Annotated in this window: 29 protein-coding genes and 1 pseudogene; 5 read left to right on the top strand and 25 right to left on the bottom strand. The window is 38.1% G+C overall.

Annotation, left to right across the window (positions count from 1 at the left end):
- Positions 1–113 precede the first annotated feature (113 nt).
- Genes ADH52_RS09910 through ADH52_RS09900 form a run of 3 tightly spaced genes read right to left on the bottom strand, consistent with a single transcriptional unit; the run spans position 114 to position 3,268 of the window.
- Positions 114–1,373, bottom strand: coding sequence for an ABC transporter permease (locus ADH52_RS09910; RefSeq protein WP_049511078.1), 1,260 nt, complete (start codon positions 1,371–1,373; stop codon positions 114–116).
- Position 1,374: 1 nt separating this feature from the next.
- Positions 1,375–2,076 (bottom strand): ABC transporter ATP-binding protein, encoded by a 702-nt coding sequence (locus ADH52_RS09905; RefSeq protein WP_000811471.1) that lies wholly within the window; start codon positions 2,074–2,076, stop codon positions 1,375–1,377.
- A complete protein-coding gene (locus ADH52_RS09900; protein ID WP_049511104.1) occupies positions 2,060–3,268 on the bottom strand; it encodes an efflux RND transporter periplasmic adaptor subunit in 1,209 nt (402 codons plus the stop codon). The genes ADH52_RS09905 and ADH52_RS09900 overlap by 17 nt, the downstream gene beginning before the upstream one ends.
- Positions 3,269–3,563: 295 nt before the next feature.
- On the opposite strand from ADH52_RS09900, the gene gor reads away from it, so the two are divergent.
- A complete protein-coding gene (gene gor / locus ADH52_RS09895; protein ID WP_049511077.1) occupies positions 3,564–4,910 on the top strand; it encodes a glutathione-disulfide reductase in 1,347 nt (448 codons plus the stop codon).
- A gap of 165 nt (positions 4,911–5,075) precedes the next feature.
- Here the strand turns inward: gor and ADH52_RS09890 are convergent, their stop codons facing one another.
- The 4 genes from ADH52_RS09890 to ADH52_RS09875 all read right to left on the bottom strand — a co-directional run bounded on the left by ADH52_RS09890 (position 5,076) and on the right by ADH52_RS09875 (position 8,579).
- Complete coding sequence (locus ADH52_RS09890; RefSeq protein WP_000721122.1) at positions 5,076–5,576, bottom strand: hypothetical protein; 501 nt, start codon at positions 5,574–5,576, stop codon at positions 5,076–5,078.
- Positions 5,573–6,196, bottom strand: a complete 624-nt coding sequence (locus ADH52_RS09885) for an ATP-binding cassette domain-containing protein (protein ID WP_000151033.1) — start codon at positions 6,194–6,196, stop codon at positions 5,573–5,575. Before ADH52_RS09885 ends, ADH52_RS09890 begins: the two co-directional genes overlap by 4 nt.
- Positions 6,193–8,175: an ABC transporter permease gene (locus ADH52_RS09880; protein ID WP_033677480.1), complete on the bottom strand. Its 1,983-nt coding sequence runs from the start codon at positions 8,173–8,175 to the stop codon at positions 6,193–6,195. The genes ADH52_RS09885 and ADH52_RS09880 overlap by 4 nt, the downstream gene beginning before the upstream one ends.
- A 65-nt stretch (positions 8,176–8,240) precedes the next feature.
- Positions 8,241–8,579, bottom strand: coding sequence for a hypothetical protein (locus ADH52_RS09875; RefSeq protein WP_000746106.1), 339 nt, complete (start codon positions 8,577–8,579; stop codon positions 8,241–8,243).
- A gap of 432 nt (positions 8,580–9,011) precedes the next feature.
- Here ADH52_RS09875 and ADH52_RS09870 point away from each other — a divergent pair, with 432 nt between their 5' ends.
- Positions 9,012–9,548, top strand: coding sequence for a biotin transporter BioY (locus tag ADH52_RS09870; protein ID WP_049511076.1), 537 nt, complete (start codon positions 9,012–9,014; stop codon positions 9,546–9,548).
- A gap of 158 nt (positions 9,549–9,706) precedes the next feature.
- Here ADH52_RS09870 and ADH52_RS09865 read toward each other — a convergent pair whose 3' ends face one another.
- Entirely contained in the window at positions 9,707–9,922 is a 216-nt protein-coding gene (locus ADH52_RS09865; RefSeq protein WP_000807422.1) for a YdbC family protein, read from the bottom strand.
- Between the two features lie 98 nt (positions 9,923–10,020).
- Between ADH52_RS09865 and ADH52_RS09860 the strand changes: the two genes are divergently transcribed.
- Complete coding sequence (locus ADH52_RS09860) at positions 10,021–10,341, top strand: hypothetical protein (protein ID WP_049511075.1); 321 nt, start codon at positions 10,021–10,023, stop codon at positions 10,339–10,341.
- A gap of 30 nt (positions 10,342–10,371) precedes the next feature.
- Here the strand turns inward: ADH52_RS09860 and ADH52_RS09855 are convergent, their stop codons facing one another.
- From ADH52_RS09855 to rpsP, 9 genes and pseudogenes are all read right to left on the bottom strand, one after another.
- Positions 10,372–10,710, bottom strand: a complete 339-nt coding sequence (locus tag ADH52_RS09855) for an ATP cone domain-containing protein (RefSeq protein WP_001196041.1) — start codon at positions 10,708–10,710, stop codon at positions 10,372–10,374.
- 11 nt (positions 10,711–10,721) lie between these two features.
- Positions 10,722–11,441, bottom strand: coding sequence for a tRNA (guanosine(37)-N1)-methyltransferase TrmD (trmD, locus tag ADH52_RS09850; protein ID WP_049511074.1), 720 nt, complete (start codon positions 11,439–11,441; stop codon positions 10,722–10,724).
- Positions 11,431–11,949 (bottom strand): ribosome maturation factor RimM, encoded by a 519-nt coding sequence (gene rimM, locus ADH52_RS09845; protein WP_045611339.1) that lies wholly within the window; start codon positions 11,947–11,949, stop codon positions 11,431–11,433. The genes trmD and rimM overlap by 11 nt, the downstream gene beginning before the upstream one ends.
- Positions 11,950–11,979: 30 nt before the next feature.
- Positions 11,980–12,768, bottom strand: a complete 789-nt coding sequence (locus ADH52_RS09840) for an alpha/beta fold hydrolase (protein ID WP_049511073.1) — start codon at positions 12,766–12,768, stop codon at positions 11,980–11,982.
- Between the two features lie 97 nt (positions 12,769–12,865).
- A complete protein-coding gene (locus tag ADH52_RS09835; RefSeq protein WP_049511072.1) occupies positions 12,866–13,723 on the bottom strand; it encodes an alpha/beta fold hydrolase in 858 nt (285 codons plus the stop codon).
- 149 nt (positions 13,724–13,872) lie between these two features.
- Complete coding sequence (locus ADH52_RS09830; protein WP_049511071.1) at positions 13,873–14,775, bottom strand: DMT family transporter; 903 nt, start codon at positions 14,773–14,775, stop codon at positions 13,873–13,875.
- 321 nt (positions 14,776–15,096) lie between these two features.
- Positions 15,097–15,399, bottom strand: a pseudogene (locus ADH52_RS09825) (MazG nucleotide pyrophosphohydrolase domain-containing protein).
- Between the two features lie 79 nt (positions 15,400–15,478).
- On the bottom strand, positions 15,479–15,718 hold the full coding sequence (kphA, locus tag ADH52_RS09820; protein ID WP_000379617.1) for an RNA-binding protein KphA: 240 nt from the start codon (positions 15,716–15,718) through the stop codon (positions 15,479–15,481).
- 19 nt (positions 15,719–15,737) lie between these two features.
- Positions 15,738–16,010 carry a 30S ribosomal protein S16 gene (rpsP, locus tag ADH52_RS09815; RefSeq protein ID WP_000268760.1) on the bottom strand — a complete coding sequence of 91 codons (273 nt, stop codon included), beginning with the start codon at positions 16,008–16,010 and terminating at the stop codon, positions 15,738–15,740.
- Between the two features lie 359 nt (positions 16,011–16,369).
- On the opposite strand from rpsP, the gene ADH52_RS09810 reads away from it, so the two are divergent.
- Complete coding sequence (locus ADH52_RS09810) at positions 16,370–17,173, top strand: peptidylprolyl isomerase (RefSeq protein WP_049511070.1); 804 nt, start codon at positions 16,370–16,372, stop codon at positions 17,171–17,173.
- A 55-nt stretch (positions 17,174–17,228) separates the two neighbouring features.
- Here the strand turns inward: ADH52_RS09810 and ADH52_RS09805 are convergent, their stop codons facing one another.
- From ADH52_RS09805 to ADH52_RS09775, 7 genes are all read right to left on the bottom strand, one after another.
- Positions 17,229–18,770: an ABC-F family ATP-binding cassette domain-containing protein gene (locus ADH52_RS09805; protein WP_049511069.1), complete on the bottom strand. Its 1,542-nt coding sequence runs from the start codon at positions 18,768–18,770 to the stop codon at positions 17,229–17,231.
- A 1-nt stretch (position 18,771) separates the two neighbouring features.
- Positions 18,772–19,254: a VanZ family protein gene (locus ADH52_RS09800; protein WP_049511068.1), complete on the bottom strand. Its 483-nt coding sequence runs from the start codon at positions 19,252–19,254 to the stop codon at positions 18,772–18,774.
- Complete coding sequence (rlmN, locus tag ADH52_RS09795; protein ID WP_049511067.1) at positions 19,254–20,339, bottom strand: 23S rRNA (adenine(2503)-C(2))-methyltransferase RlmN; 1,086 nt, start codon at positions 20,337–20,339, stop codon at positions 19,254–19,256. Before rlmN ends, ADH52_RS09800 begins: the two co-directional genes overlap by 1 nt.
- A gap of 20 nt (positions 20,340–20,359) precedes the next feature.
- Entirely contained in the window at positions 20,360–20,890 is a 531-nt protein-coding gene (locus ADH52_RS09790) for a YutD family protein (protein ID WP_049511066.1), read from the bottom strand.
- Between the two features lie 156 nt (positions 20,891–21,046).
- A complete protein-coding gene (gene sodA, locus ADH52_RS09785; RefSeq protein ID WP_000974733.1) occupies positions 21,047–21,652 on the bottom strand; it encodes a superoxide dismutase SodA in 606 nt (201 codons plus the stop codon).
- Between the two features lie 370 nt (positions 21,653–22,022).
- The gene (holA, locus tag ADH52_RS09780; RefSeq protein ID WP_049511065.1) at positions 22,023–23,060 is read right to left on the bottom strand and encodes a DNA polymerase III subunit delta; all 1,038 of its coding nucleotides are present in this window, start codon (positions 23,058–23,060) and stop codon (positions 22,023–22,025) included.
- A 32-nt stretch (positions 23,061–23,092) separates the two neighbouring features.
- Entirely contained in the window at positions 23,093–24,028 is a 936-nt protein-coding gene (locus ADH52_RS09775; protein ID WP_049511064.1) for a dihydroorotate oxidase, read from the bottom strand.
- Between the two features lie 243 nt (positions 24,029–24,271).
- Here ADH52_RS09775 and gdhA point away from each other — a divergent pair, with 243 nt between their 5' ends.
- Positions 24,272–25,618: an NADP-specific glutamate dehydrogenase gene (gdhA, locus tag ADH52_RS09770; RefSeq protein WP_049511063.1), complete on the top strand. Its 1,347-nt coding sequence runs from the start codon at positions 24,272–24,274 to the stop codon at positions 25,616–25,618.
- 114 nt (positions 25,619–25,732) lie between these two features.
- Here the strand turns inward: gdhA and ADH52_RS09765 are convergent, their stop codons facing one another.
- On the bottom strand, positions 25,733–26,224 hold the full coding sequence (locus tag ADH52_RS09765; protein ID WP_049511062.1) for a hypothetical protein: 492 nt from the start codon (positions 26,222–26,224) through the stop codon (positions 25,733–25,735).
- Positions 26,225–26,234: the final 10 nt, after the last annotated feature.

Below are 26,234 nucleotides of genomic sequence, written 5' to 3'. Positions count from 1 at the left end.
TTCCAGGCAAATGAAACCTGTTTTTCTAACACTTCATTATATCACATTTTTAATGATTTTCGATAGGGAAATCCATACAAAAACAAGATAGACGAGTGTCCATCTTGTTGATTCTATTCATAACGAAGAGCTTCAATTGGATCAAGTTTCGATGCCTTGTTGGCTGGCAAAACTCCAAAAATCATACCCACGCTAGCTGAAACTGCAAGACTAAATAGGGCAACTGGGATTGATACTCCTACTTCTATACCAGCTATCAATCCTTGTAAGAGTAGACCAGCTATAGCTGTTAAGCCTGTCGCAATGGTTAGACCAATAACTCCACCAAGCAAGGTCAAAATCATGGATTCAATCAAAAACTGAATTAAAATATTGGCACGCGTTGCACCCAAAGCCTTACGGAGACCAATCTCACGCGTACGCTCTGTAACAGAAACCAGCATGATGTTCATAACACCAGTCCCTCCAACAAAAAGTGAAATTCCTGCAATGGCACTAATAATCGTAGTTATAAAGCCGAACAGTTGTTGTACTTCTTGGAAGGCTGCAGTCGCATCTGCCACCTGATACTCCCCTTGCTGAAGACCAGCAATCTCGGTCAATTTTCTAGCTAATTCTGGTCCCACTGTTGGTGTCAAACTGGTATCATTGACACGGAAGACAATATCAGAAATTTCATCCATATTGAAGTTATTGGCAAGAGAAATATTAGTCGTAATTGGAAGTCCACCAATACCAAAAGTCTTGGCAGTCTTGGCCTCATCGCTGGTATAGACACCAATGACACGATAGCTAAAGCCACCAACATCTATAACCTGGTTAACAGCTTCTTGAGCAGATCCAAACAGGCTATTAGCAAGTTCTTGGTCTAGCAAAATGACACTGGCCACATCTTTATAATCCTGAGCTATGAGACTGCGGCCTGCAACAATTTCATTTTCAACCGCCTTCATGTAAGTAATATTTCCACCTGTCAAGCTAGCGCGCTCCACTTTTTTGTCTTTATAAGACAGGGTGGTATTGGTCGAGTTGGTTACATAGTAACTATCTACACCTTTAACTTTAGCAGCCTCCTTGACCCAAGCTTCTTGTGGTTTTGGTGGTTCCACAGGAACTTCCTCTTCTTTCCCAGAAACTGTCAATGCTGATTGCTTTTGGGTAAAAGAGCCATCTTTACTTTTAATAGGTGAGAAAAAAACATGGATATTCTTCTGTGACTTGGTCATATTTTTATTGACCTGACGAGACATAGAATCTCCCAGAGCCATAATCACAACAACTGATGAAACACCAATGATAATCCCAATCATAGTGAGAAAAGAGCGCATTTTATGTGCCATGATAGATGAAAAGGCAAATTTCAGATTCTGCATCTTAGTTTTCCTCCTTTTCTAACTGAGCACTATCAGATGAAATAACTCCATCTCGAATGACAATCTGGCGTTTGGCATAAGCAGCGATCTCAGGCTCATGCGTTACCATGATAATGGTTTTTCCTTCTTTATTTAGTTCAACCAATAGTTGCATAATTTGATTCCCTGTTTTGGTATCCAAGGCTCCTGTCGGTTCGTCCGCTAGAATAATAGAAGGATTATTTACCAAGGCACGCGCAATAGCCACACGTTGCTTTTGACCACCAGATAATTCCGAAGGCAAATGGTGACTACGTTCTGTCAATTCAACTTTATCTAGATATTCCTCAGCTAACTTGCGCCGTTTTGAAGCCGAAACTCCTGCGTAAATTAAGGGTAATTCTACATTTTGCAGAGCATTGAGTTTAGATAGAAGAAAGAACTGCTGAAAGACAAATCCGATTTGTTGGTTGCGGACCTTGGCTAGTTGTTTTTCACCTAGTCCAGCCACTTCTTGACCTTCAAGATAATACTCTCCACTGGTTGGTGTATCCAACATGCCAATCGTGTTCATGAGGGTTGACTTACCAGAACCAGATGGTCCCATAATGGCAACAAACTCACCCTCATTCACTTCTAGGTTGATATTTTTGAGAACCTGCAGTTCTTGGTCACCGTTACGGTAGCTTCTGCAGATATTTTTTAGACTAATTAGTTGCTTCATCAGCCTTCACCTCTTTTCCTTCCTCTAGAGAAGACGTTGGGTTACTGATGACCTTGACTCCATTTGTCAGACCTGAAGTGATTTCTTGGTTGTCTGCATCAGCATTACCCAAACTAACTTCCACTTTCTTGGCCTTTTTCTGCTCGTCAAGCACCCAGACATAGTTCTTATCATTTTCAGTCACAATACTTGTTATAGGAACCAAAATGGCTTTACTCTTGTTCTTGACCTCAACACTTACTGAGAATCCTTGTTTCAAATCACCGATTTCACTTGTAACATCGATGGTATATGGATATTTAGAACCAGAATTACCACCTGCTGCGGCAGTAGCTGCACTTGCTGCTTCACCATTGTTTTTAGGGTAGTCAGAAATGTAGCTAATCTTACCAGTCCAGCTCTTATCTTGGTAAACTTTAGAAGTAAAGGTTACTTCTTGTCCTACAGAGAGGTTGGCAAGGTTATATTCAGATAGTTCCCCCTTAACTTGCAAGTTTTCATTACTTACGACATGAACTACTACTTGGCTAGCTCCTGTTGGAGATTTAGAAACATTACGGTTGACTTCGACCACAGTTCCCTCTAAGGTACTGAGAACCGTCATTGCATCCAACTGACTTTGAGCCTTGCTTAATTGCGCTGCTGCATCTGCACGTGCGTCACGGGCATCACCTAATTGTGCATCAATAGAGGATACCGAATTTCCTGCTACTGGAGCTGGAGTTTGCGCTGCAGCTCCTTCGCCTCCTGCTGGTGTTGGCAACTGTGGAGTCGGAGCTGAAGCGGCTTCATTTCGCGCTTGGTTGAGTTCGTTGATATGACGATCTGCCTTAGCAACTGCTCGACTCGCTGAATCATAGGCCGCCTGGGCTTCTGAACTACTGTACTTGACTAAAGCCTGCCCTTCACTGACTTTATCACCCACAGAAACAAGGATTTCATCTAAATCACCCTTACTAGCATCAAAATAAACATATTGTTCATTTTTTGCTGTTACTGTCCCTGACAATAAAACAGAGGATGCCACGCTTCCTTCCTTGGCAACAACAAGATGAGTAGCCTCATCTTTTACAGCAGTCTGAGAAGGTTGTCTAAAGAGCAAAATGCCCCCAGCACCCAATACAACTACACTTGCAGCACCAATTGCTGCATACAATTGCCACTTTTTAGCTTTACCATTCTTTTTCATAATGAAACTCCTTTTTGATTTAAAGTTCTTAACAATATTATAATTATACAAAAATTATCAATTTGAAACAATAACATTTCAGAACGAAATAATGACATTTCAGGATTTAATTATTGTTCGGAATTTATTTTACAATCATTGTACTAGTTATATAATACACTTTATTTTTCTTTTTTGCAAGCCTTTTCTTTATTTTTTTTGAACGTAGCAGATTTTTGCAATCACATCAAAAAAAAGATAGAATATGACTATCAAAAAATGACACTCTACTATTTAAAAGAGTACAAAGGAGTTTACAATGAGAGAATACGATATCATTGCTATCGGTGGAGGTAGCGGAGGAATTGCTACCATGAACCGTGCTGGTGAACACGGAGCCAAAGCAGCCGTTATTGAGGAAAAGAAATTAGGTGGAACCTGCGTCAACGTCGGTTGTGTTCCTAAAAAAATCATGTGGTACGGGGCACAAATCGCTGAGACTTTCCATCAATTTGGAGAAGACTACGGTTTTAAAACTACTGATCTTAACTTTGACTTTGCAACCCTACGTCGCAATCGTGAAGCCTACATCGATCGCGCTCGTTCTTCTTATGATGGCAGTTTTAAACGCAACGGCGTAGACCTGATTGAAGGCCATGCTGAATTTGTAGATTCTCATACTGTCAGCGTAAATGGTGAACTGATTCGTGCTAAACATATCGTGATTGCTACTGGTGCCCATCCAAGTATTCCAAATATTCCTGGTGCAGAACTAGGTGGTTCTTCTGATGATGTATTTGCCTGGGAAGAACTTCCAGAGTCAGTTGCTATTCTAGGCGCTGGTTATATCGCTATTGAACTAGCTGGCGTACTCCACACTTTTGGTGTCAAGACAGACCTCTTTGTTCGCCGTGATCGTCCTTTACGTGGTTTTGATTCTTATATCGTTGAAGGTTTGGTCAAGGAAATGGAAAGAACAAACTTGCCACTGCATACTCACAAAGTCCCTGTTAAGTTAGAAAAAACTGCTGAAGGCATTACCATTCATTTTGAAGATGGTACTAGTCACACAGCTAGCCAAGTTATCTGGGCTACAGGTCGCCGTCCAAACGTTAAGGGCTTGCAACTTGAAAAAGCTGGAGTGACTCTGAACGAACGTGGCTTTATCCAAGTGGATGAATATCAAAATACTGTTGTTGAGGGAATCTACGCTTTAGGTGATGTAACAGGTGAAAAAGAACTGACTCCAGTTGCTATCAAGGCTGGACGTACTTTATCTGAACGTCTCTTTAACGGCAAAACTACTGCTAAAATGGACTACTCAACCATTCCAACTGTTGTCTTTTCACACCCTGCTATCGGAACGGTTGGATTGACCGAAGAGCAAGCTATTAAAGAATACGGTCAAGACCAAATCAAGGTTTACAAATCAAGCTTTACTTCTATGTACTCTGCTTGCACTTGCAACCGCCAAGAAACACGTTTCAAATTGATCACAGCTGGTTCAGAAGAAAAAGTTGTTGGACTTCATGGAATTGGATACGGTGTTGATGAAATGATTCAAGGTTTTGCCGTTGCTATTAAGATGGGAGCAACCAAGGCTGACTTTGATGCAACTGTGGCGATTCACCCAACTGCATCCGAAGAATTTGTAACCATGCGTTAATCGAAACAAAAGAAGCAGAGCAAAAAACACTTCTAAATATCAAAAATCGAGTATTGCCGTAGTTGGAGATACTCGTTTTCTTATGTTTTATTTTATAGTATGTTGAAATAAGATATGCAAAAATCAATTAACAAACCATAACAAAATATAAGGATTATAACACAATCATTTATTCTTTTCTTTAAAAGATTCATATATTTTTTTATATAACTCTTTCATATCTTTTTTCTGAGAATTCAACTCTTCACTACCGTAGTCAAAATTTGCTACTACAAATCCCTCGTCAGCATTAGAAAAAGTAAAAAATTCTATTCCAATGAGTTTATTATGCTTAGAGTCCTCAATAGTGTCTCCTAAATTATTATTAAATTGCTTCACTTCTTCTTCACGAACTCCGAACCCCGCAGCAGCTCCATTTGCAATGATGTTTGAAAATACTTCTTCTGAAGACGCTACTTCTTTCACAGTTATGATATATGTAGCTTCTTCTGTTTCTACTTGTTTCACTTTATTCCATTTTTCTGTATCACTAGAAGAAAGCGTATAGACTATTAACTCCAGTGTTGGTTTATTGGTATTTTCTTTTGTGATCATTTGTTTTCCAAAGAAGAAAATGGCAAGCATTCCAGCTACAAAGATCAAAGCAATATAAATTATCTTTTTCATACATTATCCCCTATATCTTTCATATCAATGATCACATCAACTTCGTTATAGACAGCTGGATCATGCGTCGCTATAATGACATATTTATCTTCATCTCTTTCATTCAATAATAAACGAATAATTTCTTTTCCAATCTCACCATCTAAAGCTCCTGTAGGCTCATCTGCTAAGATAATTTTACGTGGTTTCATTAACATTCTGGCAATAGCTACACGTTGAGCCTGCCCTCCAGACAATTCATATATTTTTTGATGTAAATAGTCACTTGACAGTCCTACTTTTTCAAGTACATCAGTTATTGTTTTTTTGTCTTTAGTGATAAGTTTCAAATTATCATATACTGTTTTGTTATCTATTAAAGAATAATTCTGAAATACATATCCAACAGTATTTTTAAAAAAAGTTCTTTCTTTTATCTTCCAAATATCTTGTTTATCAACTAAAACATTCCCACTGTCAATTTTTTCTAATCTTCCTATAATATTAAGAAGGGTACTTTTACCAGAGCCAGAACCTCCAATCAATGCATAACTTTTTCCAGATTCAAATTTTAAATTTAAGTCTGTAAAGATCTTTTTTGAGCCGAAACTTTTTGAAACGTTCAAAAGGTCAATTGTCATGTTTCATCTCCTTTTAAAATTTTAGTGTAGCTTTCAGATAATTTTCTAAAACTCATGATTATTGACAACATCAAAACGAGCAGAGAAGCAAGACCAATATATAGCAACTCTATTTGACCTGTCATAAGAAATGTAAATAGGATAACGATTGTAATAGTCATCATAAAATACTTGAGACTTGAAATTGCTATATATGTTTTTGACAGACCTAAAATGATTTTCTTCACATATTCATTCTGTTTTAGGGTAATATAAAGTTGGACATATTGATAAATGAGTATAAAGACAATACTGTAAATTATCTTCTGCAAAATTTGTGAAAGTAGAATTTGGTGCTCTAAGGACTGGATCTTTAATTTCACAATTTGGTAAACATCTACTGGATTCATTGAAACATTCAACTGGGTAGCCATTTCATTTATTTTATTTACCGCCTCAGGACTAAAAAGAGACTTAGTTGTTATATTACTAGCCAAAGAAAACTTGTTGTTTTCAATCATTTTGTCCGTATCTAACACAACAACAATGTTATCTGTGCTATCTGCTACACTTGCCATTGGTAAAAGCTCTTTCATTTTATGATTATCATCAGCATCTTCATTGAAATAAAAAATTTTATCACCATCAGGAATTATTTGTACTGCAATTTCTTCTTTTGTATAGTTTGTTCCAATAAATTGTTCTGCTACAACTGTATTCTCAATAGATTTCTGATTTTCTTTCCATTTCTCAGGAATATAAATGGTTGCTATCTTATTATCTAAAAGATGATAGTTTGTTCCATTCACTTTATTTTGTAGGTTAGCACCTGTTTGATTGATATAAATCAACTCTTTATTTATTTCTGGATTCGTTATTCCGTCATTTTCTAATTGTTTAGAAAAATTTTCCATAACATGTGAAGTTTTCATGAAATCTGGAACATATGCTGAGGATCGATCTATATATAAATAATCTAAGTTTTTTAAGGAAGCAGCTATCTGTAGATACTGACCATCCGAATCATTAACTTCTCCATTTTTAGTAGAGTTACTTTCAATTCCAAGGAACTCAATCCTTCTCCAGTCTTTTACTGTGTCCCATGGTACTAAATTCTGTATCTGAATGTTAATACTGGATTGACTACTCTTTGTTTCTTGTAAAAAAACTCCTGAGATAAGGATAATAATCGAAATAATGGCAAGCCATACGACAAAAATAAGTTTATTTTTTGCCTTGTTTTTAATAATTTCAATAGGCTTTTCAACCTGAATCGTCAACCAAAATAAAACAAAGGTGATGAGATCAATGATTTGAAATAGTATAAAATTCGTTAAAATCAGAGAGAAAAATAACTTAGAACTATAGGTGAAGAAACCATTTCCCAAAAAAGAACTGTAAGAAATCATCAATAAAGCCATCATAATCAGTTCAAAAATAAGAGAAATACCATAATCTCTTCTTAGATCGTATACAGGCAATCCCAAAGAACGTCGTATCACTCCTTCTTTAATCTGCTTCGTTCTAACAACAAATAACACAACTAATAAAGTTAAGTAAATTGAACCCATTAACAGTATTCTTAAAGTTCCAGTAAATTGTAAGATTCCTCCTATATACCAAGGATAAGCCATATATACTGTTTGCAACCCCGTCATCGTAAGTGGTTTCAAACTATCTATATCCATTTTCCCAAGGGTGTAATACATCCCTATTATTGGTGTTGACTTTAATTGTTCATTATTTACATCATCAAAATTTACATACCTCAACTGACCCGAACTCTGAACGATGGGCTTGTAAATGGTAACCTTTTCCGATTTTGATAAATCACGAACCATTTCGTATATTTCGTTATTTGAAAGATTGCTTTTTCCTTGAATAGAAAAAGCACCATCAATTGGTAAAGGTATGGGCATTTCTGTATCGCTAATAGTGACCCAACCAATTGCAGCAATCAAACAGAAGAAGAATCCAATGATACATAATTTTAATTTCATAAGCAATTACCATATTACAAGAGACCCTATTTTATAATTGGGTCTCTTGTTTTCATAAATTATTTTTAAAATCTATAATAATCCCAATATGCATTTAATCGAACATCGCTCCAAGATTTTGTAGCACTTGAATATGCCCATCCATAATCTTGTTTATCCTGAGCTTTAACTGTTCCCCAAAAATTCGTTACTGAAGATTTTGAACCAATATTATCTGGAGAACTAACAAAGTAATTCGAATAACCAGAGTTATCATTTACACCATATTCCCATACATCAATAATGGGACTTGGAGCAGGGTGTGCTGTAGTTGCACTAACAATACTAGCTACAGTAGCAAAGCTAAAACTTAAAACACTTGCGACTAGAAAAACAGATGCTTTCTTGTTAATTCTTTTTTTCATTTTACTTCTCCTTTAATTAAAATATTTGATGAAGAATAAGCAACAGTCCCCTTTTTAGTCCATCCATATTACTTTAATATGAATTGATTATATTTAGGTTTTTAATCACCGTTATGGTATCTAGAGTCGTTAAAATATCTCATAACTACCCCTCCTTTTAAAATTGAACACATATAAATGTATCCGTTTACATTTATTAATGTAGCACTTATTTTTTAGTTTGTCAAGTATTTATAGTATATTTTTTATGTATAAAATGGGATTATCTATATATAAAACTGATTTACAAATCGATAAAAAACAATTATCAAATTTCTCTTGTCAATCAAATCGGCCGTTACAGTTTTTGTTACCCATGTTACTTAAACAGGTTGACAATAGTGTTGATTTAAGTATAATAGTTACTATATATCAGAAAAGAGGTTAACTATTTTGAAAAAAGCTCACGTTTATGCCATCCCTGCTATTGGGGCTGCTCTCATTGCAGTTTTAGCACAAATCAGTCTTCCAATTGGACCCGTTCCCTTCACTCTGCAGAACTTTGCAATCGGCTTGATTGCTACTGTCTTTAGACCGAGAGAGGCTGTACTTTCTGTTGGACTCTATCTTCTTCTAGGCGCTATCGGTCTTCCTGTCTTTGCAGGAGGTGGAGCTGGATTTCATGCTTTGATTGGTCCTACTGCGGGGTATCTTTGGTTTTATCTTGTTTATTCTGGACTTACCTCTTCTCTAACTAACAGCGATAGTGGTTTTGTCAGAATTTTTCTAGCAAATCTCTTTGGGGATACACTTGTCTTTGTTGGTGGAATCATTGGATTGCATTTCCTAGCTGGAATGCCATTTGAAAAAACTCTTGTTGTGGGGGTATTTCCCTTTATCATCCCAGATCTTGGTAAAATTATTGCTATTAGTATTATTAGCCGTCCACTACTTCAACGCCTTAAAAATCAGGCTTACTTTGCTCACTAAAAAAGGATATCGAGTTGTCATGACTCAATATCCTTTTCTTTCATTTTGAAAACTTATACTCTTCGAAAATCTCTTCAAACCACGTCAGCTTCGCCTTGCCGTACTCAAGTACTACCTACGGCTAGCTTCCTAGTTTGCTCTTTGATTTTCATTGAGTATTAGTTGCCTTTAAAGGCATCCACCATGGTTTGAAATTCTTCATTTGAGAGAGTAATTCCTTTGCCCATTTTAGTATGATCTGGACTCCAAGCACGAATATCAAACTTAGCAGGAGCACCATTAAAGCTCACACGATTGATTTCCTTGGTCCAACCTTTTTCGTTTTCAGAAAGAGTCAACAAGTGCTCTTCGATTTCAAATGTAAATTCTGCCATTTTCTTCTCCTTTTTTAGCTTTCATTAGTTTATTCGTAAAATCTTGTAGATTTTAGGAAAATTTTATATAATATTGATATAAAAGAAGGGAGGCCAATATGAGACATAAATTCCAGCAAGTTTTAGATAAAATATATGACTTTTTAAATGGACATGACCAAGTTGACCAGACTGAAAGCAACTCCCTTACAGCCACTATTGAAGAGGCTATCCAGAAACAAACCGCTGTTCACCTTATCTTGTCTGAGACAAGCTTTACAGGTGACATCATCAAATACGATCAGCAACGCCAACAAATTATCGTGAAAAATTTCGCCAAAAATGTGACCCGTATTATCCGAATAAGCGATATTCAACGCCTGCGATTTGTCCCTTCAACCGTCCAAACAGCCCAAAAAAATAGATTTAAGAAAGAGTGAGATGTAGTTGCTTCATCCCACTCTTTTTTCTTAGCGAACTTGTTCAAAATGTAAATGAACCGCGATATGATCTCCGTAACCACTTCTTTCCAAGTCACGTTGTAGACGATAGGAAATGTAGTGTTCTGCAATGGTAATATAACCTGCACCCAGTAAACGATGTTCAACCATAGACTGAATCATGCTAATAGTGGCACGTTCTACCTTGGCTTCCTCCAAGTCCAAAACGACTTTCTTAGTGACTTGTGCAAGATTTTGACGCAAATCATCTGTCAATACATAGACAGTCTGAGCTGCTTTTAAAATAGCTTGGTAAATCTTATCTGGATTAAATTCAGCAATTTCGCCATCACGTTTGATTACTTGCATAGGTTTCTCCTTTATTCTTTGTTTTCTTTGATTTCTGCCAGCATTTTTTCTTCTTCTGCTGTCAGTTGATAATTTTCTAACAAATCCGGTCTGCGCTCGTAGGTTTTCTTTAAACTCTCATACAGTCGCCACTGACGAATCTTTTCATGGTGCCCGCTCATCAGTACATCTGGCACGACCATACCTCGATAATCATAGGGACGTGTGTACTGAGGATATTCAAGAAGACCAGAAGAAAAACTATCATCTTGGTGGCTAGATTCCTTGCCAATCACTTCTGGAATCAGGCGAACCGTAGCATCAATCATAGTCATGGCCGCCAATTCTCCTCCAGTCAAGACATAATCACCCAGAGAAATCTCATCTGTCACCAAAGTCTTAATACGCTCATCATAACCTTCGTAGTGCCCACAAATAAAGATTAGTTCATCTTCTTGAGCCAAATTCTCAGCGTAAGTCTGATCAAATTTCCTCCCTGCAGGATCAAGGAGAATCACGCGCGGATTTTTCTTTTCAATAGCGTCAAAGGCATCGAAAATAGGTTGTGCTCGGAGCAACATCCCCTGTCCGCCTCCGTACGGCTCGTCGTCTACATGGCGGGCCTTTTCAGCATATTCTCGAAAATTATGATACTGGATATCCAAGATCCCTTTTTCACGAGCCTTTCCAACGATTGAGTGCTCTAGCGGAGAAAACATCTCTGGAAAGAGGGTTAAAATATCAATCTTCATCGTCTAACCCTTCTAAGATTTCCACATCAACGCGGTTATTCGGAATATCAACATTGAGAATCACTGGTGGGATATAAGGCAATAACAAATCACGCTTGCCTTTTCGCTTGACCACCCAGACATCGTTAGCCCCTGGTTGCAGGATTTCCTTGATGGTTCCAATCAAGTTATCACCCTCATAGACTTCCAAACCGATAATCTCGTGATAGTAGAATTCACCATCGTCTAGATCGTTCAAATCTTCCTCAGCGACCTTGAGACTGTATCCTTTGTACTTTTCGATAGCGTTGATATGGTACATATCTTTGAATTTAATGATGTCAAAGTTCTTCTGTTTACGGTGGCTAGCAATAGTTACTGTTTGAACAAACTGATCTTTTTCATCAAACAAGGCCAGCTCAGCCCCTTTTTTAAACCGTTCTTCTGCAAAATCCGTCACAGACAAGACTCGCATCTCACCCTGTAAGCCCTGCGTATTGACGATTTTCCCAACATTAAAGTAGTTCATCTTGTCTCCTGTAGTCTCCTTCTTTCCATCTTATTCTGACAACTTTTGAATAATAGTCGCAATTTTTTCTGATTCTGACCATTGTAAATAATGGTGATTCCCTCCTAAAATGAGTTTAGCATTGGAAGTCCAATATTCTGATTCTCTGTACTCTTTTTCTCTATAATCCTGACAAAAAATAAATACAGGGACATGAAATTCTATCGACAAATTCTCAAAATCTTCCTCAGTAATCTCTCCAGATATCTGAAATTCTGAATCTTGATTTTGCAACTCTGAACCTTTTTCTAGCATTATTTCCCAGATTTCTTTATTGATTTCAGGGCTAAATGTGGCTTGAGTTAAGCTTTTAAAATAAAGTTCAGGACCACACTCCTCAATCAGCCTCATCTGCTCTTCCATTTCTGGATAAGGATTTTCTGAAAAATCAGCAAACATAACTTTTTTAGTTGTCGGTTCCATTGCTACTAAAGCCTGATACTTAATTGGTTTCTTGAGCAATTTACAAGCTAAAATTCCACTCAAACTATGTACACAAAGTATATATTCAGAAATCGCCAATTCTTCAAGTACTTCATAAACCGCATCTGCAAGATTATCCAGATTTTTTCCAGCTTGGTCATGAATCGGACTTCTACCTGTGTTTGGAAAATCAATTGTCAAATAACCAATTGTGGGAGGAAGTTTTTCGAGTATAAGTGAAAAATTTTCATAACTTGGTAACAAACCTGCGCCACTTAAACAAACTAGCACTTTCTTTTGCTTTTGATAAGTAACAGAGAGACTACCAATTTCTGTAGATACTTCAATCCTCTTCATAAAGAAATCCACTCATTCTGTATAATGAATTATAAAAAATCCTTATCCTTTATTTTATCACGTTCCAGGGATTTTCTCAAGTTGGATAAATCTCATCTTACAGAGCTACTACTTCTTCAAAGAATTCACCAATTATTTGATTAAACTCTTCAGGATGATCATTCATCGGTTGGTGTTTGCTATCTGAAATCGTTACTTGACGCGCATTGAGATTTAAGGCAATGATACCATCGTAGATTATTTTTAGGTGTTTGGGAAAATCCTTTTCGCCTCTTACTAATAGCATAGGAGGATTTTCATGATAACCCTCTATCTCATGGACAGCTAAGAAACCTGTGATTCCAAGATTCAAGAAAACATCTCTCCCAGTTTCTATAATGGCCGTCTTGACTAATTCTCTTGTGATAGGATTATCTGTACACATTTTTGAGTTCTTGTCTGCAATCACCTTCCAAGGAACCGTTTTATACATAAGAGAACTATATTTTATGCGATTTCTCTCTTTATCTGATAGGTATCGATGCTGTCCCCAACTATCTACCATGACCAAGGCTAGAACTCTTTCTGGATGGCGATAGGTGTACTCTTGAAGTGGATTCCCTCCCCAAGAATGACCAACCAATATCACCTTATCCAACTGGAAATAGGACAAAATAGCATCTACATCTTGAACAGCACCTTCTAAGTCAGGTAAACCAACTTTCATAGGTGATTCACCCTGTCCTCGAACATTGACAAAGTAGAGGTCAAATCCATCAAAATCATCATACTGGTGGGCCCACATCTGACTACGGCCACAAGCTCCATGATAAAAAATAATGTGTCCTTTACTTGAGCTTCCAGGGCGATGATAAACAGCCAAGTCACAATCTAAAACTGGTATAATGTGACGTACCAAAGTCTCAGGTTTTCTGTTATAAAAAGCAATAACTTCAGCTATATCATTTTGCTTCATTTCTAAACTCTCTCCTCTTTATCCTAGTGTCATTCTTTTTATCTATTTTATCATGCTATATTGAAATCATCGTGTTCTAAACTTGATCACATTAAAATTTTTGAATTTTCTGAATGACTTGGATTAAGAAAAAGACTGCTAAGTAATCTTTACTTTTTTCTCATCAGATTCATTCCTAAAATTCCAGTAATAATCATAGTGGCTCCTATCACATGGTAACTATAAATTGGTTCATGGAGGATAAGAGCTCCGGCTAGAATAGTCAAAACTGTTCCAAGATTACCAAAGACACTGACGGTCGATGCTCCAAGTCGAACGATAGCATAGATAGAGAGACTACCAGTAACGATAGAGGCTAGAATTCCCAAATAGAGAATTGAAATCAGATAAGATACCTGTCCAAGTGGCGCAAAGTAAGCTAATATGTTGCCATCTAGATAGTGCGAGGTCAGACTCAGCGTATTAAAGGTGACGAAGCCAACAAATATCACAACAGCTGTCATATCCATAGCCCGATAGCGTCCTCCTTTGGACTTGCTGAGGATATTGTTTATTGCACTGGCGAGAACAGATCCCAACATCAAGAGAAAGCCAAAGCTAGCAGTCTCAGTACCAAAGTTAGCTCCTTTACTAAGGAAGATGAAAACTACTCCTGCTACGGATAAAAATAAAAAGAACTTTTGAAGCAAGCTTGTCTTTTCCTTGAGAAAGGCTGATGCTAAAAGGAGCGTAAAAATCCGGACAAGAGCCTGTAGAATTCCCGCTTCAGAAGACGATATATACTGTAAAGCAAAGGATTGAAAAATAAAAAAGAAAAGCGGATAGAAAAGACTCATAGGAAGAATAGAAAGAATATCTTTTCTACTTAAACTCACTTTGATAAGTTTGGTTTGATGAAGAACGACCATTACTAAAGCTGCGATTGTATAGCGATGCGCTAAGTTTGTGAGAGGACTGGCATAGCCTAAAGCAATCTTAGTAAATAAAAAAGAAAATCCAATGATTGCTGAAAAGGATAAGGCTGCTAGGTAAGCTTTTGTTTTCTCGTTCATAGACTGTTACTCCTTTTAAAAATAGCTATTCTCAAGATTGATTGACTAGAATTCTTTGAGACTGTCTTTCCATTGTAGCATAGTAAAATGCTAGATGCATTTCTAGGATTGGTTTTTTATGCCTATTTTCACCGTTTATCTTTTTCATTGCCTAAAAAGGACTCTACTAGTCTAGTCTGCCTTTCTCGTTCTTGTCTCACAAGTTCCAACTTATCTGCCTCTTGGAGATTCCTTACTTTGATAATATAAACTGCCAATTTCATTGTTTTCTATGTTACTAGCTAGGCCAATATAGGTGAAATCTTCTTTATAAGAAAAAAATCATTTCTTATTCTCTTTGAAATTCTCTAAAAATCCTTCCAAATCTCGTTCATGCTGATATTTTATAGCCGCCTTTTTATCTTTTTCAAAAATGATCTTGGTTAGATCTATGTCGTTGATGGCCGCAATTGCGACAGTGTAGTGAATGATATCAGCCAGTTCTTTTGCTAGTTCCTCGTTAGAATCCTGAACGCCCTTTTTTCTACCAGAACGACCATTCAAAACCTAAGCTACTTCTCCGTTTTCCTCCACTAACTTCATAAAGAGATCTTCCTCAGTCCGAGACTGCTGGTAATGTTCCAGTAGGTAGTATTGAAATTGTCTAAACGTTAAACCTTTCTTCTATTCCTCGCAAAAAAGCGAGACATCCGTCCCGCCCTTCTTATTTTTCGTCAATAACGATTCTTACTTTTTTGTCTTCAGTTGGGACAGAGTAGACAATCGTTCTTATCGCAGAAATAGTGCGACCCTTACGACCGATTACACGACCCACATCACTTTGATCAAGATCCAAATGATATTCCAAAAACTCTGGTGTATCTTCAATCTTGATAGTTAAGGCATCTGGTTGTGAAATCAAGGGTTTCACAATCGCAATAATGAGATTTTCAATCGTATCCATCTGTCAACCTACTTTAAACTTATTTTGAGAATTTAGAATCGTGGAATTTCTTCAATACACCCTCTTTTGAAAGGATGTTGCGAACTGTATCTGAAGGTTGAGCTCCATCAGCCAACCATGCAAGAACGCGGTCTTCTTTCAAAGTTACTTGGTTTTCAGCAACAAGTGGGTTGTAAGTTCCAACTGTTTCGATGAAACGTCCGTCACGTGGTGAACGTGAATCTGCTACGTTGATACGGTAGAAAGGTTTTTTCTTAGAACCCATACGAGTCAAACGGATTTTAACTGCCATTTTTAAATTCTCTTTTCTTATTTTTTTTATTTCGGTGAAATAGCTGAGCTATTTAGCACATGTTCTATTATATCAGATTTCTGGCAGGTGTCAAGAAAAAAACTTGACAGACTATAAAATTTTTAAACCATTTAGAAATTTGTTATATTTTAAAGAAAAATCATAAAGAGAATGTCATAAATACTAAGGGGGAGCAAATACTGGAACAATACAAGGGAATTATCGACCGTCATCCAAAGAAAAACCTCTAAGCAAGCGATTTTTTTGATTGTTGACTGTAAAACTGACTTGTCACTAATATTTGAAATCTCCTTCCTTTTAGGGTACAATGGTAGAAATGAATTTTTGAAAGGATCAGAATGAAAAAACTAGCAACCCTTCTTTTACTGTCCACTGTAGCCTTAGCTGGGTGTAGCAGCATTCAACGCAGTCTGCGTGGTGATGACTATGTTGATTCCAGTCTTGCTGCTGAAGAAAGTTCCAAAGCAGCTGCCCAATCTACCAAGGAATTAAATGATGCTTTGACAAACGAAAATGCCAACTTCCCTCAACTTTCCAAGGAAGTAGCTGAAGATGAAGCCGAAGTGATTCTCCACACAAGTCAAGGGGACATCCGTATCAAACTTTTTCCAAAGTTAGCACCTCTAGCAGTTGAGAATTTCCTAACTCATGCCAAGGAAGGATATTACAATGGTATCACCTTCCACCGTGTTATAGACGGCTTTATGGTTCAAACTGGAGATCCTAAGGGTGATGGCACAGGTGGCCAATCTATCTGGCACGATAAAGACAAGACAAAAGACAAGGGAACTGGTTTTAAAAACGAGATTTCTCCTTATCTTTATAATATCCGTGGTTCACTTTCAATGGCCAATACTGGTCAACCAAATTCCAATGGTAGTCAATTCTTTATCAACCAAAATACAACAGATATTTCTGCCAAACTTCCTACAAGCAAATATCCTAAAAAGATCATCGAAGCCTATAAAGAAGGTGGAAATCCTAGTCTCGATGGGAAACACCCTGTCTTTGGTCAGGTTATCGAGGGCATGGATGTTGTAGATAAAATTGCCAAAGCAGAAAAAGATGAAAAAGATAAACCAACTACTGCTATCACTATCGATAGCATCGAAGTGGTGAAAGACTACAATTTTAAATCATAAAAACCAAAAAAATACAGTATCCACATTCGGTACTGTATTTCTTTTACTCTCATTCTTAAGTTAAATTATTAAAATCCCAGATTTGGTCCATCCAGCCTTCATAGAAGTCTGGTTCGTGGCAGACCATAAGGATAGACCCCTTGTATTCTTTGAGAGCACGTTTGAGTTCATCCTTGGCATCCACATCCAAGTGGTTGGTCGGCTCGTCCAGCACTAAAACGTTGTTTTCACGATTCATCAAGAGACAGAAACGCACTTTTGCTTGTTCCCCACCTGACAAGACTTGAATTTGGCTTTCAATATGCTTGGTTGTCAAACCACAACGGGCAAGGGCTGCACGGACTTCTGCTTGGTTGAGGGCCGGAAAGGCATTCCAGACAGCCTCTAGTGGGGTTTGGCGATTACCACCTTCTACTTCCTGTTCAAAATAACCAAGTTCTAGGTAGTCACCGCGTTCAACTTCCCCAGCAATTGGTGGAATAATACCTAAGAGAGATTTTAAGAGAGTTGTTTTCCCGATACCATTGGCACCGATAATAGCAACCTTTTGATTACGTTCAAAGGTAAGATTTAAAGGCTTGGTCAGAGGACGGTCATAACCAATCTGCAAATCCTTGGCTTGGAAGATAAAGCGCCCTGGCGTACGAGCTGGTTTGAAATCAAATGATGGTTTTGGTTTCTCACTTTGCAGTTCGATAATATCCATCTTATCCAATTTCTTCTGACGGGACATGGCCATGTTTCGTGTTGCAACACGCGCTTTGTTTCGGGCAACAAAGTCCTTAAGGTCGGCAATCTCTTTCTGCTGACGTTCGTAGGCTGCCTCTAGCTGAGATTTCTTCATAGCATAGACTTCTTGGAACTGGTAGTAGTCACCAGAGTAACGCGTCAGCTGTTGATTTTCCACATGATAGACAATATTAATAACATCATTGAGGAATGGAATATCGTGTGAAATAAGGACAAAGGCATTCTCATAGTTTTGGAGATAGCGCTTGAGCCAATCAATATGCTCAGCATCCAAATAGTTGGTCGGCTCGTCCAAAAGCAAGATATCGGGCTTTTCAAGGAGGAGTTTAGCCAAAAGTACCTTGGTTCTTTGCCCACCTGACAAAGAGGTTACATCCGTATCCATGCCAAAGTCCATGACACCAAGGGCACGCGCTACTTCATCAATCTTAGCATCCAAGGTATAGAAATCACGACTCTCCAAACGGTCTTGAAGTTCTCCCACTTCTTCCATGAGAGCATCAACATCTGATCCGTCTTCAGCCATTTCCATATAAAGGTCATTGATACGGGCTTCAGCTTTGAATAGCTCATCAAAGGCCGTACGGAGAACATCGCGTACCGACTGCCCTTCAGCAAGGACGGAGTGCTGATCCAAGTAACCAGCGGTCACATATTTGGACCACTCAACCTTCCCTTCATCTGGCAGCATTTTACCAGTCACAATACTCATAAAGGTTGATTTCCCTTCACCATTGGCACCAACCAGACCGATATGTTCCCCCTTGAGGAGACGGAAGGACACATCTTCAAAAATTGCACGGTCACCAAAACCGTGACTCAGATTTTTAACTTCTAAAATACTCATTTTAATTCCTTATCTTGTTTTTATGTAATTGTTTATAGAGAAGCCAAGCCAGATAGCCACCCAAGGTATTGGTCCACAAATCATCCATTTCAAAGACGCGATTAAAATCAAAGAAAAAGTCCAAGACTAACTGCGTACACTCGATTCCAAGACTCACTAGAAAACTAAAAAAGAGCACTTTTCTTGTTTTCCGCAAGTTTGGAAGGAGATAAAGGAGTTGGAACACCAAAGGAAAAAGCAAGAAGACATTAAGGATGTTTTGTAGAAAAATCCAATATAATTGTCCAATGTCACTCACTTGGCCCAGTTTCCAGAAAGAATTGAAAGGAGTCAAAAGAAAAACCAGGCGTCCAAGATGTTGAATACCTGGAGTTTCCACTCCCACAGGAGAATGTTCTTGAGGAGTAAAGCAAAAGTAGATGATACAAATACTATATAAAATAACTCCCCAGACCAAAACATGATTATAAGTTTTCTTCATCATTAAGGATTGACTGCTGCGACTGCTTTCTGGCGGTCACGTTTCATTGTATTAGAACGCAATTGTCCACAAGCTGCATCAATATCAGTACCATGCTCTTGACGAACAACACAGTTAACACCTTTTTTCTTAAGCGTATCATAGAAGGCCAGGACGCGCTCTTTAGGACTACGGCTATATTGGTCATGCTCACTAACTGGGTTATAAGGAATCAAGTTTACATAAGACAATTTCTTGATATTCTTGAGCAATTCAGCCAATTCCAAGGCTTGTTCTACACCATCATTAACTTCATTGAGCATGATATACTCAAAGGTCACACGGCGATTGGTTGTTTCGATATAGTACTCAATAGCCGCAAAGAGTTTTTCAATCGGAAAGGCACGGTTAATCTTCATGATGCTTGAGCGCAGTTCATTATTAGGTGCATGAAGGGAAACGGCAAGATTGACCTGAACTCCTTCATTAGCAAAATCACGAATTTTATGGGCCAAACCTGAGGTTGAAACCGTAATGTGACGAGCACCGATGGCCATTCCTTTGTCATCATTGATAGTACGAACGAAATTCAAGACATTGTTGTAATTATCAAATGGTTCACCGATACCCATGACAACAATATGGCTGACGCGTTCGTCCTGACCACGCTCATCAAAGTACTTCTGAACCAGCATGATTTGCGCTACGATTTCACCGTTATTGAGGTCACGTTGTTTCTTGATCAAACCAGAAGCACAGAAGGTACAACCGATATTACAGCCGACCTGAGTGGTCACACAGACTGACAAACCATAGTGTTGACGCATAAGTACAGTCTCTATCAACATACTATCAGGCAACTCAAAGAGATATTTAACTGTCCCATCAGCAGACTCTTGAACGATACGTTGTTTCAAGGGATTGACCACAAACTGGTCATTAAGTTTAGCAATCAAATCCTTAGAAAGGTTGGTCATCTCTTCAAATGACTGGACACGTTTACGGTAAAGCCATTCCCAAATTTGGTCTGCACGGAATTTCTTTTCTCCCTGCTCCAAAACCCATTCCTGCATGGTTTGACGTGTTAAACTATAAATTGACGGTTTCATTTCTTCTCCTTATTCTCTACTCACTTCTGACGAATGACAAAATGACGTTGCCCCTTGTCCTCTTTCTGAGAATGCTGGTCTTTCTGACGACGTCTATTTTTCTTATCTGCATTCGGTTTTCGTTTTGTTTGAGTCGGTTTCTTTCCTTTTCTAGAAGGTGTTTCTTCTTCCTTCTTACGCATTTTCTTGTCAAATGAAGCTCGCTTAGGGGCTTCATTTTCTAAGACAAAATAGGCACAACCATAACTACAATACTCTAAAAGGTAGTCTTGTAAACGACTGATTTTTTCAAGTTTTTCTTCTGTTCGATCATCCTTGTAAAAACCTCGTAGGCGAAGCTGTTCGTTGCTCCAGTCTCCCACGATATAATCAAACTTGGTTAAGACTTCTGAAAAACGCTGATTAAAAGCCGTCACATCAAAGGCATCCTTGATATTTTCCACCAAGGAAAAAGCTATCCCTTCCGTTTCAACCTTGTCCCCGTGTAAATGAAACTCAGGACCAGGAAACTTGTTATAGTTGTATAATTCAGGTGCAATTTCTTTTCGCATAGATATCCTTTTTTCACGATTACTTAATACTTTATTCTACCATAATTTCTAGCAGTTAGCACGTTTCTCATAAAAATGAAAAAAGTCTGACGATTTTGTCAGACCAGAATAATATAACCTTAAAAAGAGAAGAACAATTCTTCCCTCCAACTATCATTATTTAGCAGCTGCGTACAATTCATCTACTTTATTCCAGTTGATCACTGAGAAGAAAGCTTTGATGTAGTCAGGACGCACGTTGCGGTATTTCACGTAATAAGCATGTTCCCAAACGTCCAAGCCCAAGATTGGTTTTTTACCTTCTGAGATTGGTGTGTCTTGGTTTGCTGTTGAAGTCACTTCAAGCTTCCCTTCTTTGTTGACAACCAACCATGCCCATCCTGAACCAAAACGAGTTGTTGCTGCTGCAGTGAAGGCTGCTTGGAATTCTTCAAATGAACCAAATGTTGCATCGATTGCTGCTGCAAGTTCTGCTGAAGGAGCTGTTTTCTCAGGAGTCATCAATTCCCAGAAAAGAGCGTGGTTCAAGTGTCCACCACCGTTGTTGATAAGTGCTTGACGGATATCAGCTGGGATAGATTCTACATCAGCAAGCAAGGCTTCAAGATCTTCACCGATTTCAGGGTGTTTTTCAAGAGCTGCATTAGCATTGTTGACATAAGTTTGATGGTGTTTGTCATGGTGCAAGTGCATTGTTTCCGCATCGATGTATGGTTCCAAAGCGTCGTATGCATATGGAAGATCTGGTAAGATAATAGCCATCTGTAATACCTCTTTTTCTTTCTATATGAAAATGATAACGCAAACATTCACTTTTTTCAAGTTTTTTGCTTATAGATGAAGAAATCACTGAAATACTTTCTAATAATACTCTTCGAAAATCTCTTCAAACCGCGTCAACGTCGCCTTGCCGTAGGTATAGTTACTGACTTCGTCAGTTTCATCCGCAACCTCAAAAACATGTTTTGAGCTGACTTCGTCAGTCTTATTTACAACTTCAAAGCAGTGCTTTGAGCAACCTGCGGCTAGTTTCCTAGTTTACTCTTTGATTTTCATTGAGTATAAAATAAGCAAATCAGCAAGAAACCCACGACAAAATAATATTGACGCGGGTTGTAGTTTCAAAAAAATATCAATTTACCTGACTAGCAATCTGTAAGAGTGCCTTTTCAAAAAGGAAACCTTTTTCATAAAGACCTGTTTTAATCTGATAGTCTGTCTCAATCAAATAGGAAATAGCTTGCTTCAAAAAGCTCAAGGAAAGTCCTCTTGAATCTCTCAACGCAAACTTGATTTGATAGGGATTAGGATTACGTCCAAGATAACTACCTAAACTACTTGCAATCTGCGCTTCTGTTTGCCCAGACTCCGCCAAAATTCTCACCTGAGTAAAAGTCCGAAATTGTCCCAGCATGACAGCTATGAGCTTGATTTCATCTTCCCCTTGCAAGGTCAAGTCTCTTACCAAGTCACGCGCCTGGTCCATCCTTTTAGTCAGAACAAACTGAGTTAAATCAAAAATATTGTCCTGCAAAGTCTTGGGAATAGCATTGACAATATCCTCTTCCTCGATAACAGAATCTGCCTTATAGGACTGTAAAAAGAGGAGATTTTTCTGGATTTCGCTAAATTGAAAACCAGATTTGATAAGTAGATTTTCAAAGGATTGCCCCACAAACTGCAGACCTTGTTTCTGGCTCCACTTTTGGAAATACTGGCGGAGTTCTTGTTCCTTGGCTTCTACTGCATCAAAAACCTTGGCATCGCGCTTAAGTAATTTAACCAGCCGTCTTTTACTATCTAACTTTCCTTCTGCAAAGATCAATAACTTGGTTGTTGGCGAAGGGTTATCAAGGTATTCTTCAAACGACTTGAGTTCATCATCTGTTAAAAAGCGTTTCTTGGCTGTTGTCATATCGACAAAATGGTCTAATATCACGATTTTCTCATCTGCAAAGAAAGGAAGGCTGACCAACTCCAGTTCCACATCCTTGTAGACCACTTCTTTCATATCAAAGTAGGCAAAGTTGAGGTCTGCAGAATCATAGCCAATCTGTTTCAATACTTGACTCTTCATAACTTCAAACTGACCCTGGTCTGTCCCTGTAAAAAGGCTCAGGTTCGGTAAATTTGCTAGAGTCAGTTTTTGACTTTCTTCAATGGCTAGCATCTTCTCTCCTTTCTTCTGATTTTTCGATTTAATTAGTCAATATAGCGCAATTTCCCGCGGAAATCTTCTAGGCTTTCGTACCCTTTTTCCGCCATGATTGCTTTCAGTTCATTAGTAATACGATCAAAAGCACCAACTCCCTCTTTGTGAAGGGTGGTTCCTACCTGCACCATACTGGCACCACAGAGGATGTGTTCAAAGGCATCACGACCAGTCAACACGCCACCTGTTCCGATGGTTTGGATTTGAGGGTTTAAGCGTTGATAAAATGCGTGAACATTAGCAAGAGCAGTCGGTTTGATATACTCTCCACCAATGCCACCGAAACCATTTTTAGGACGGATAACGACAGACTCATCTTCTATATAAAGGCCGTTTCCGATAGAGTTAACACAGTTGACAAACTTGAGCGGATACTTGTTGAAAATAGCTGCCGCTTGGTCAAAGTGAACAATGTCAAAATATGGTGGCAGTTTAATTCCTAAAGGTTTTGTAAAGTAGTCAAATACTTCTGCCAAAATACGGTCTGTTGTCTCAAAATCATAGGCAATCTGAGGTTTTCCTGGAACATTTGGACAGGAGAGGTTTAGCTCAGTCAGACCACGAAAATCACTCTCTTGGACTTTTTTCAAGAGAGTATGGGTTTCCTCTGGAGACATGCCGACTAGAGATAAGAAGAAAGTTCGGTTTGGCTCTTGTTCCTGCAAATCCAAAAGATAGTCCAAATAATAGTCTAAGCCATTATTTGGTAAGCCCATAGAGTTGATAGAACCAAGTGGAATATCTTGATAGCGTGGCTCAGGATTTCCCTGACGGAAGTCCAAGGTCGCTGTCTTAGTGACAAATGTTCCTGCCGCTGAGTTTTTAACCTCTTCTAACTCCGCTATCGTCATACAAGCCACACCTGCTGCATTCATCAAGCAATTATCAAATTCAAAACCAGCAATTTGCGTTTTTGTTGATACCATTTTTGATCCTCCAGAGTCCATTTATTTCTAATATTATACCATACTTTAAGTTTTTTCTTTTTGAGAAAGTTATTTATACGTTTATAGTTCGCTTTTTATCTATTCTCAAAGAATCCCAATTTCAAAAACTCATAAAAACTAAATTGAAAGAATTTTTAGAAAATTTTTGTTTTTCTCTTTACAGCTTAAAAAAATTCTGCTATAATGACACACATAATTAAATTAGAATTTAAGGAGAACGATATGACATCTGCTAAAGAATATATCCAAAGCGTGTTTGAAACTGTAAAAGCTCGTAACGGGCACGAGGCTGAGTTCCTCCAAGCTGTTGAAGAATTTTTCAACACTTTAGAACCTGTATTTGAAAAACACCCTGAGTATATCGAAGAAAATATCTTGGCACGTATTACTGAGCCAGAGCGTGTGATTTCTTTCCGTGTTCCTTGGGTTGACCGTGATGGAAAAGTTCAAGTAAACCGTGGTTACCGTGTTCAATTCAACTCAGCTGTTGGACCATACAAAGGCGGACTTCGTTTCCACCCAACTGTAAACCAAGGGATCTTGAAATTCCTCGGATTTGAACAAATCTTTAAAAACGTCTTGACTGGACTTCCTATCGGTGGAGGTAAAGGTGGATCAGACTTCGATCCTAAAGGTAAAACAGATGCTGAAGTGATGCGCTTCTGCCAAAGCTTCATGACTGAATTACAAAAACACATCGGACCATCACTTGACGTACCTGCTGGTGATATTGGTGTAGGTGGACGTGAGATTGGTTACCTTTACGGTCAGTACAAACGCCTTAACCAATTTGATGCTGGTGTCTTGACTGGTAAACCTCTTGGATTTGGTGGTAGCTTGATTCGTCCAGAAGCAACTGGTTACGGTTTGGTTTACTACACTGAAGAAATGCTTAAAGCAAACGATAATAGCTTTGCTGGTAAGAAAGTGGTCATTTCAGGTTCTGGTAACGTTGCTCAATACGCTCTTCAAAAAGCGACTGAACTCGGTGCAACTGTAATCTCTGTTTCTGACTCAAATGGTTATGTCATCGATGAAAACGGTATCAACTTCGATCTTTTAGTAGATGTTAAAGAAAAACGTCGTGCTCGTTTGACTGAGTATGCTGCTGAAAAAGCAACTGCAAGCTACCACGAAGGTTCTGTATGGACTTACGCTGGAAACTATGACATTGCTCTTCCATGTGCTACTCAAAATGAAATCAACGGTGAAGCAGCTAAACGCTTGGTTGCTCAAGGCGTTATCTGTGTATCTGAAGGTGCTAACATGCCAAGCGACCTTGATGCCATCAAAGTTTACAAAGAAAATGGTATCTTCTACGGACCTGCAAAAGCTGCTAACGCTGGTGGTGTAGCCGTTTCAGCCCTTGAAATGAGCCAAAATAGCCTTCGCCTTTCATGGACTCGTGAAGAAGTTGATGGACGTCTCAAAGATATCATGACAAACATCTTCAACACAGCTAAAACAACTTCAGAAACATATGGTCTTGATAAAGACTACCTTGCAGGAGCTAACATTGCTGCCTTTGAAAATGTAGCAAATGCCATGATTGCCCAAGGTATTGTTTAAGAATTACCAAACTCCTCAATCGCTTTGATTGAGGAGTTTTTGTATCTTTAACCAACGCATATTAAAAAATTTGATAATTGTTTAATTTTTAATCAAATTTAATAATAAAACTTTTCACTTAAATGTATTTGAAATAACACTCACTAATCTATCAATTCCATTCTCCACTCCCCAACTCACAGTAGCACTGAGAGCCATTGCTAGTATCGGATGCTTTTCAAAGAAAGTTTGATGATTATCAACTTTTCCGATTTCCTGTACTTCATTTAAAATTGTCACCAATTCTGTCTTCTCTTCTTCATCTAATGTCCTAGAGTACTCTTTGATATTCTCAAATATTTTCTCAATTTCCATATCAGTATAGGTAATGTTTAATGTATTATTTTGCCCACCAATCTGTGAGTTTATCAAATCTCCATTAACCGAAACATGAGTACTATTATCCTGATGATATTCGTTAAAATTGAGAGCTGACATAGAGGAATCCACTTGTGTTGGAAGTATAACAGGATTTATCTTCTTATTAGCCCTCTTTACCATTTTGTTCATTTCTCTGACCATATTTCTCTCAATATCTCTGAATTGACTTTGCAAACTTTTTACCATTTATACCTAC

This window comes from Streptococcus pseudopneumoniae, assembly GCF_001072665.1.
Lineage (GTDB): Bacteria > Bacillota > Bacilli > Lactobacillales > Streptococcaceae > Streptococcus > Streptococcus pseudopneumoniae_S.
Note: the sequence above shows the minus strand (reverse complement) of the source record. Positions and strands in the feature narration are given on the sequence as shown.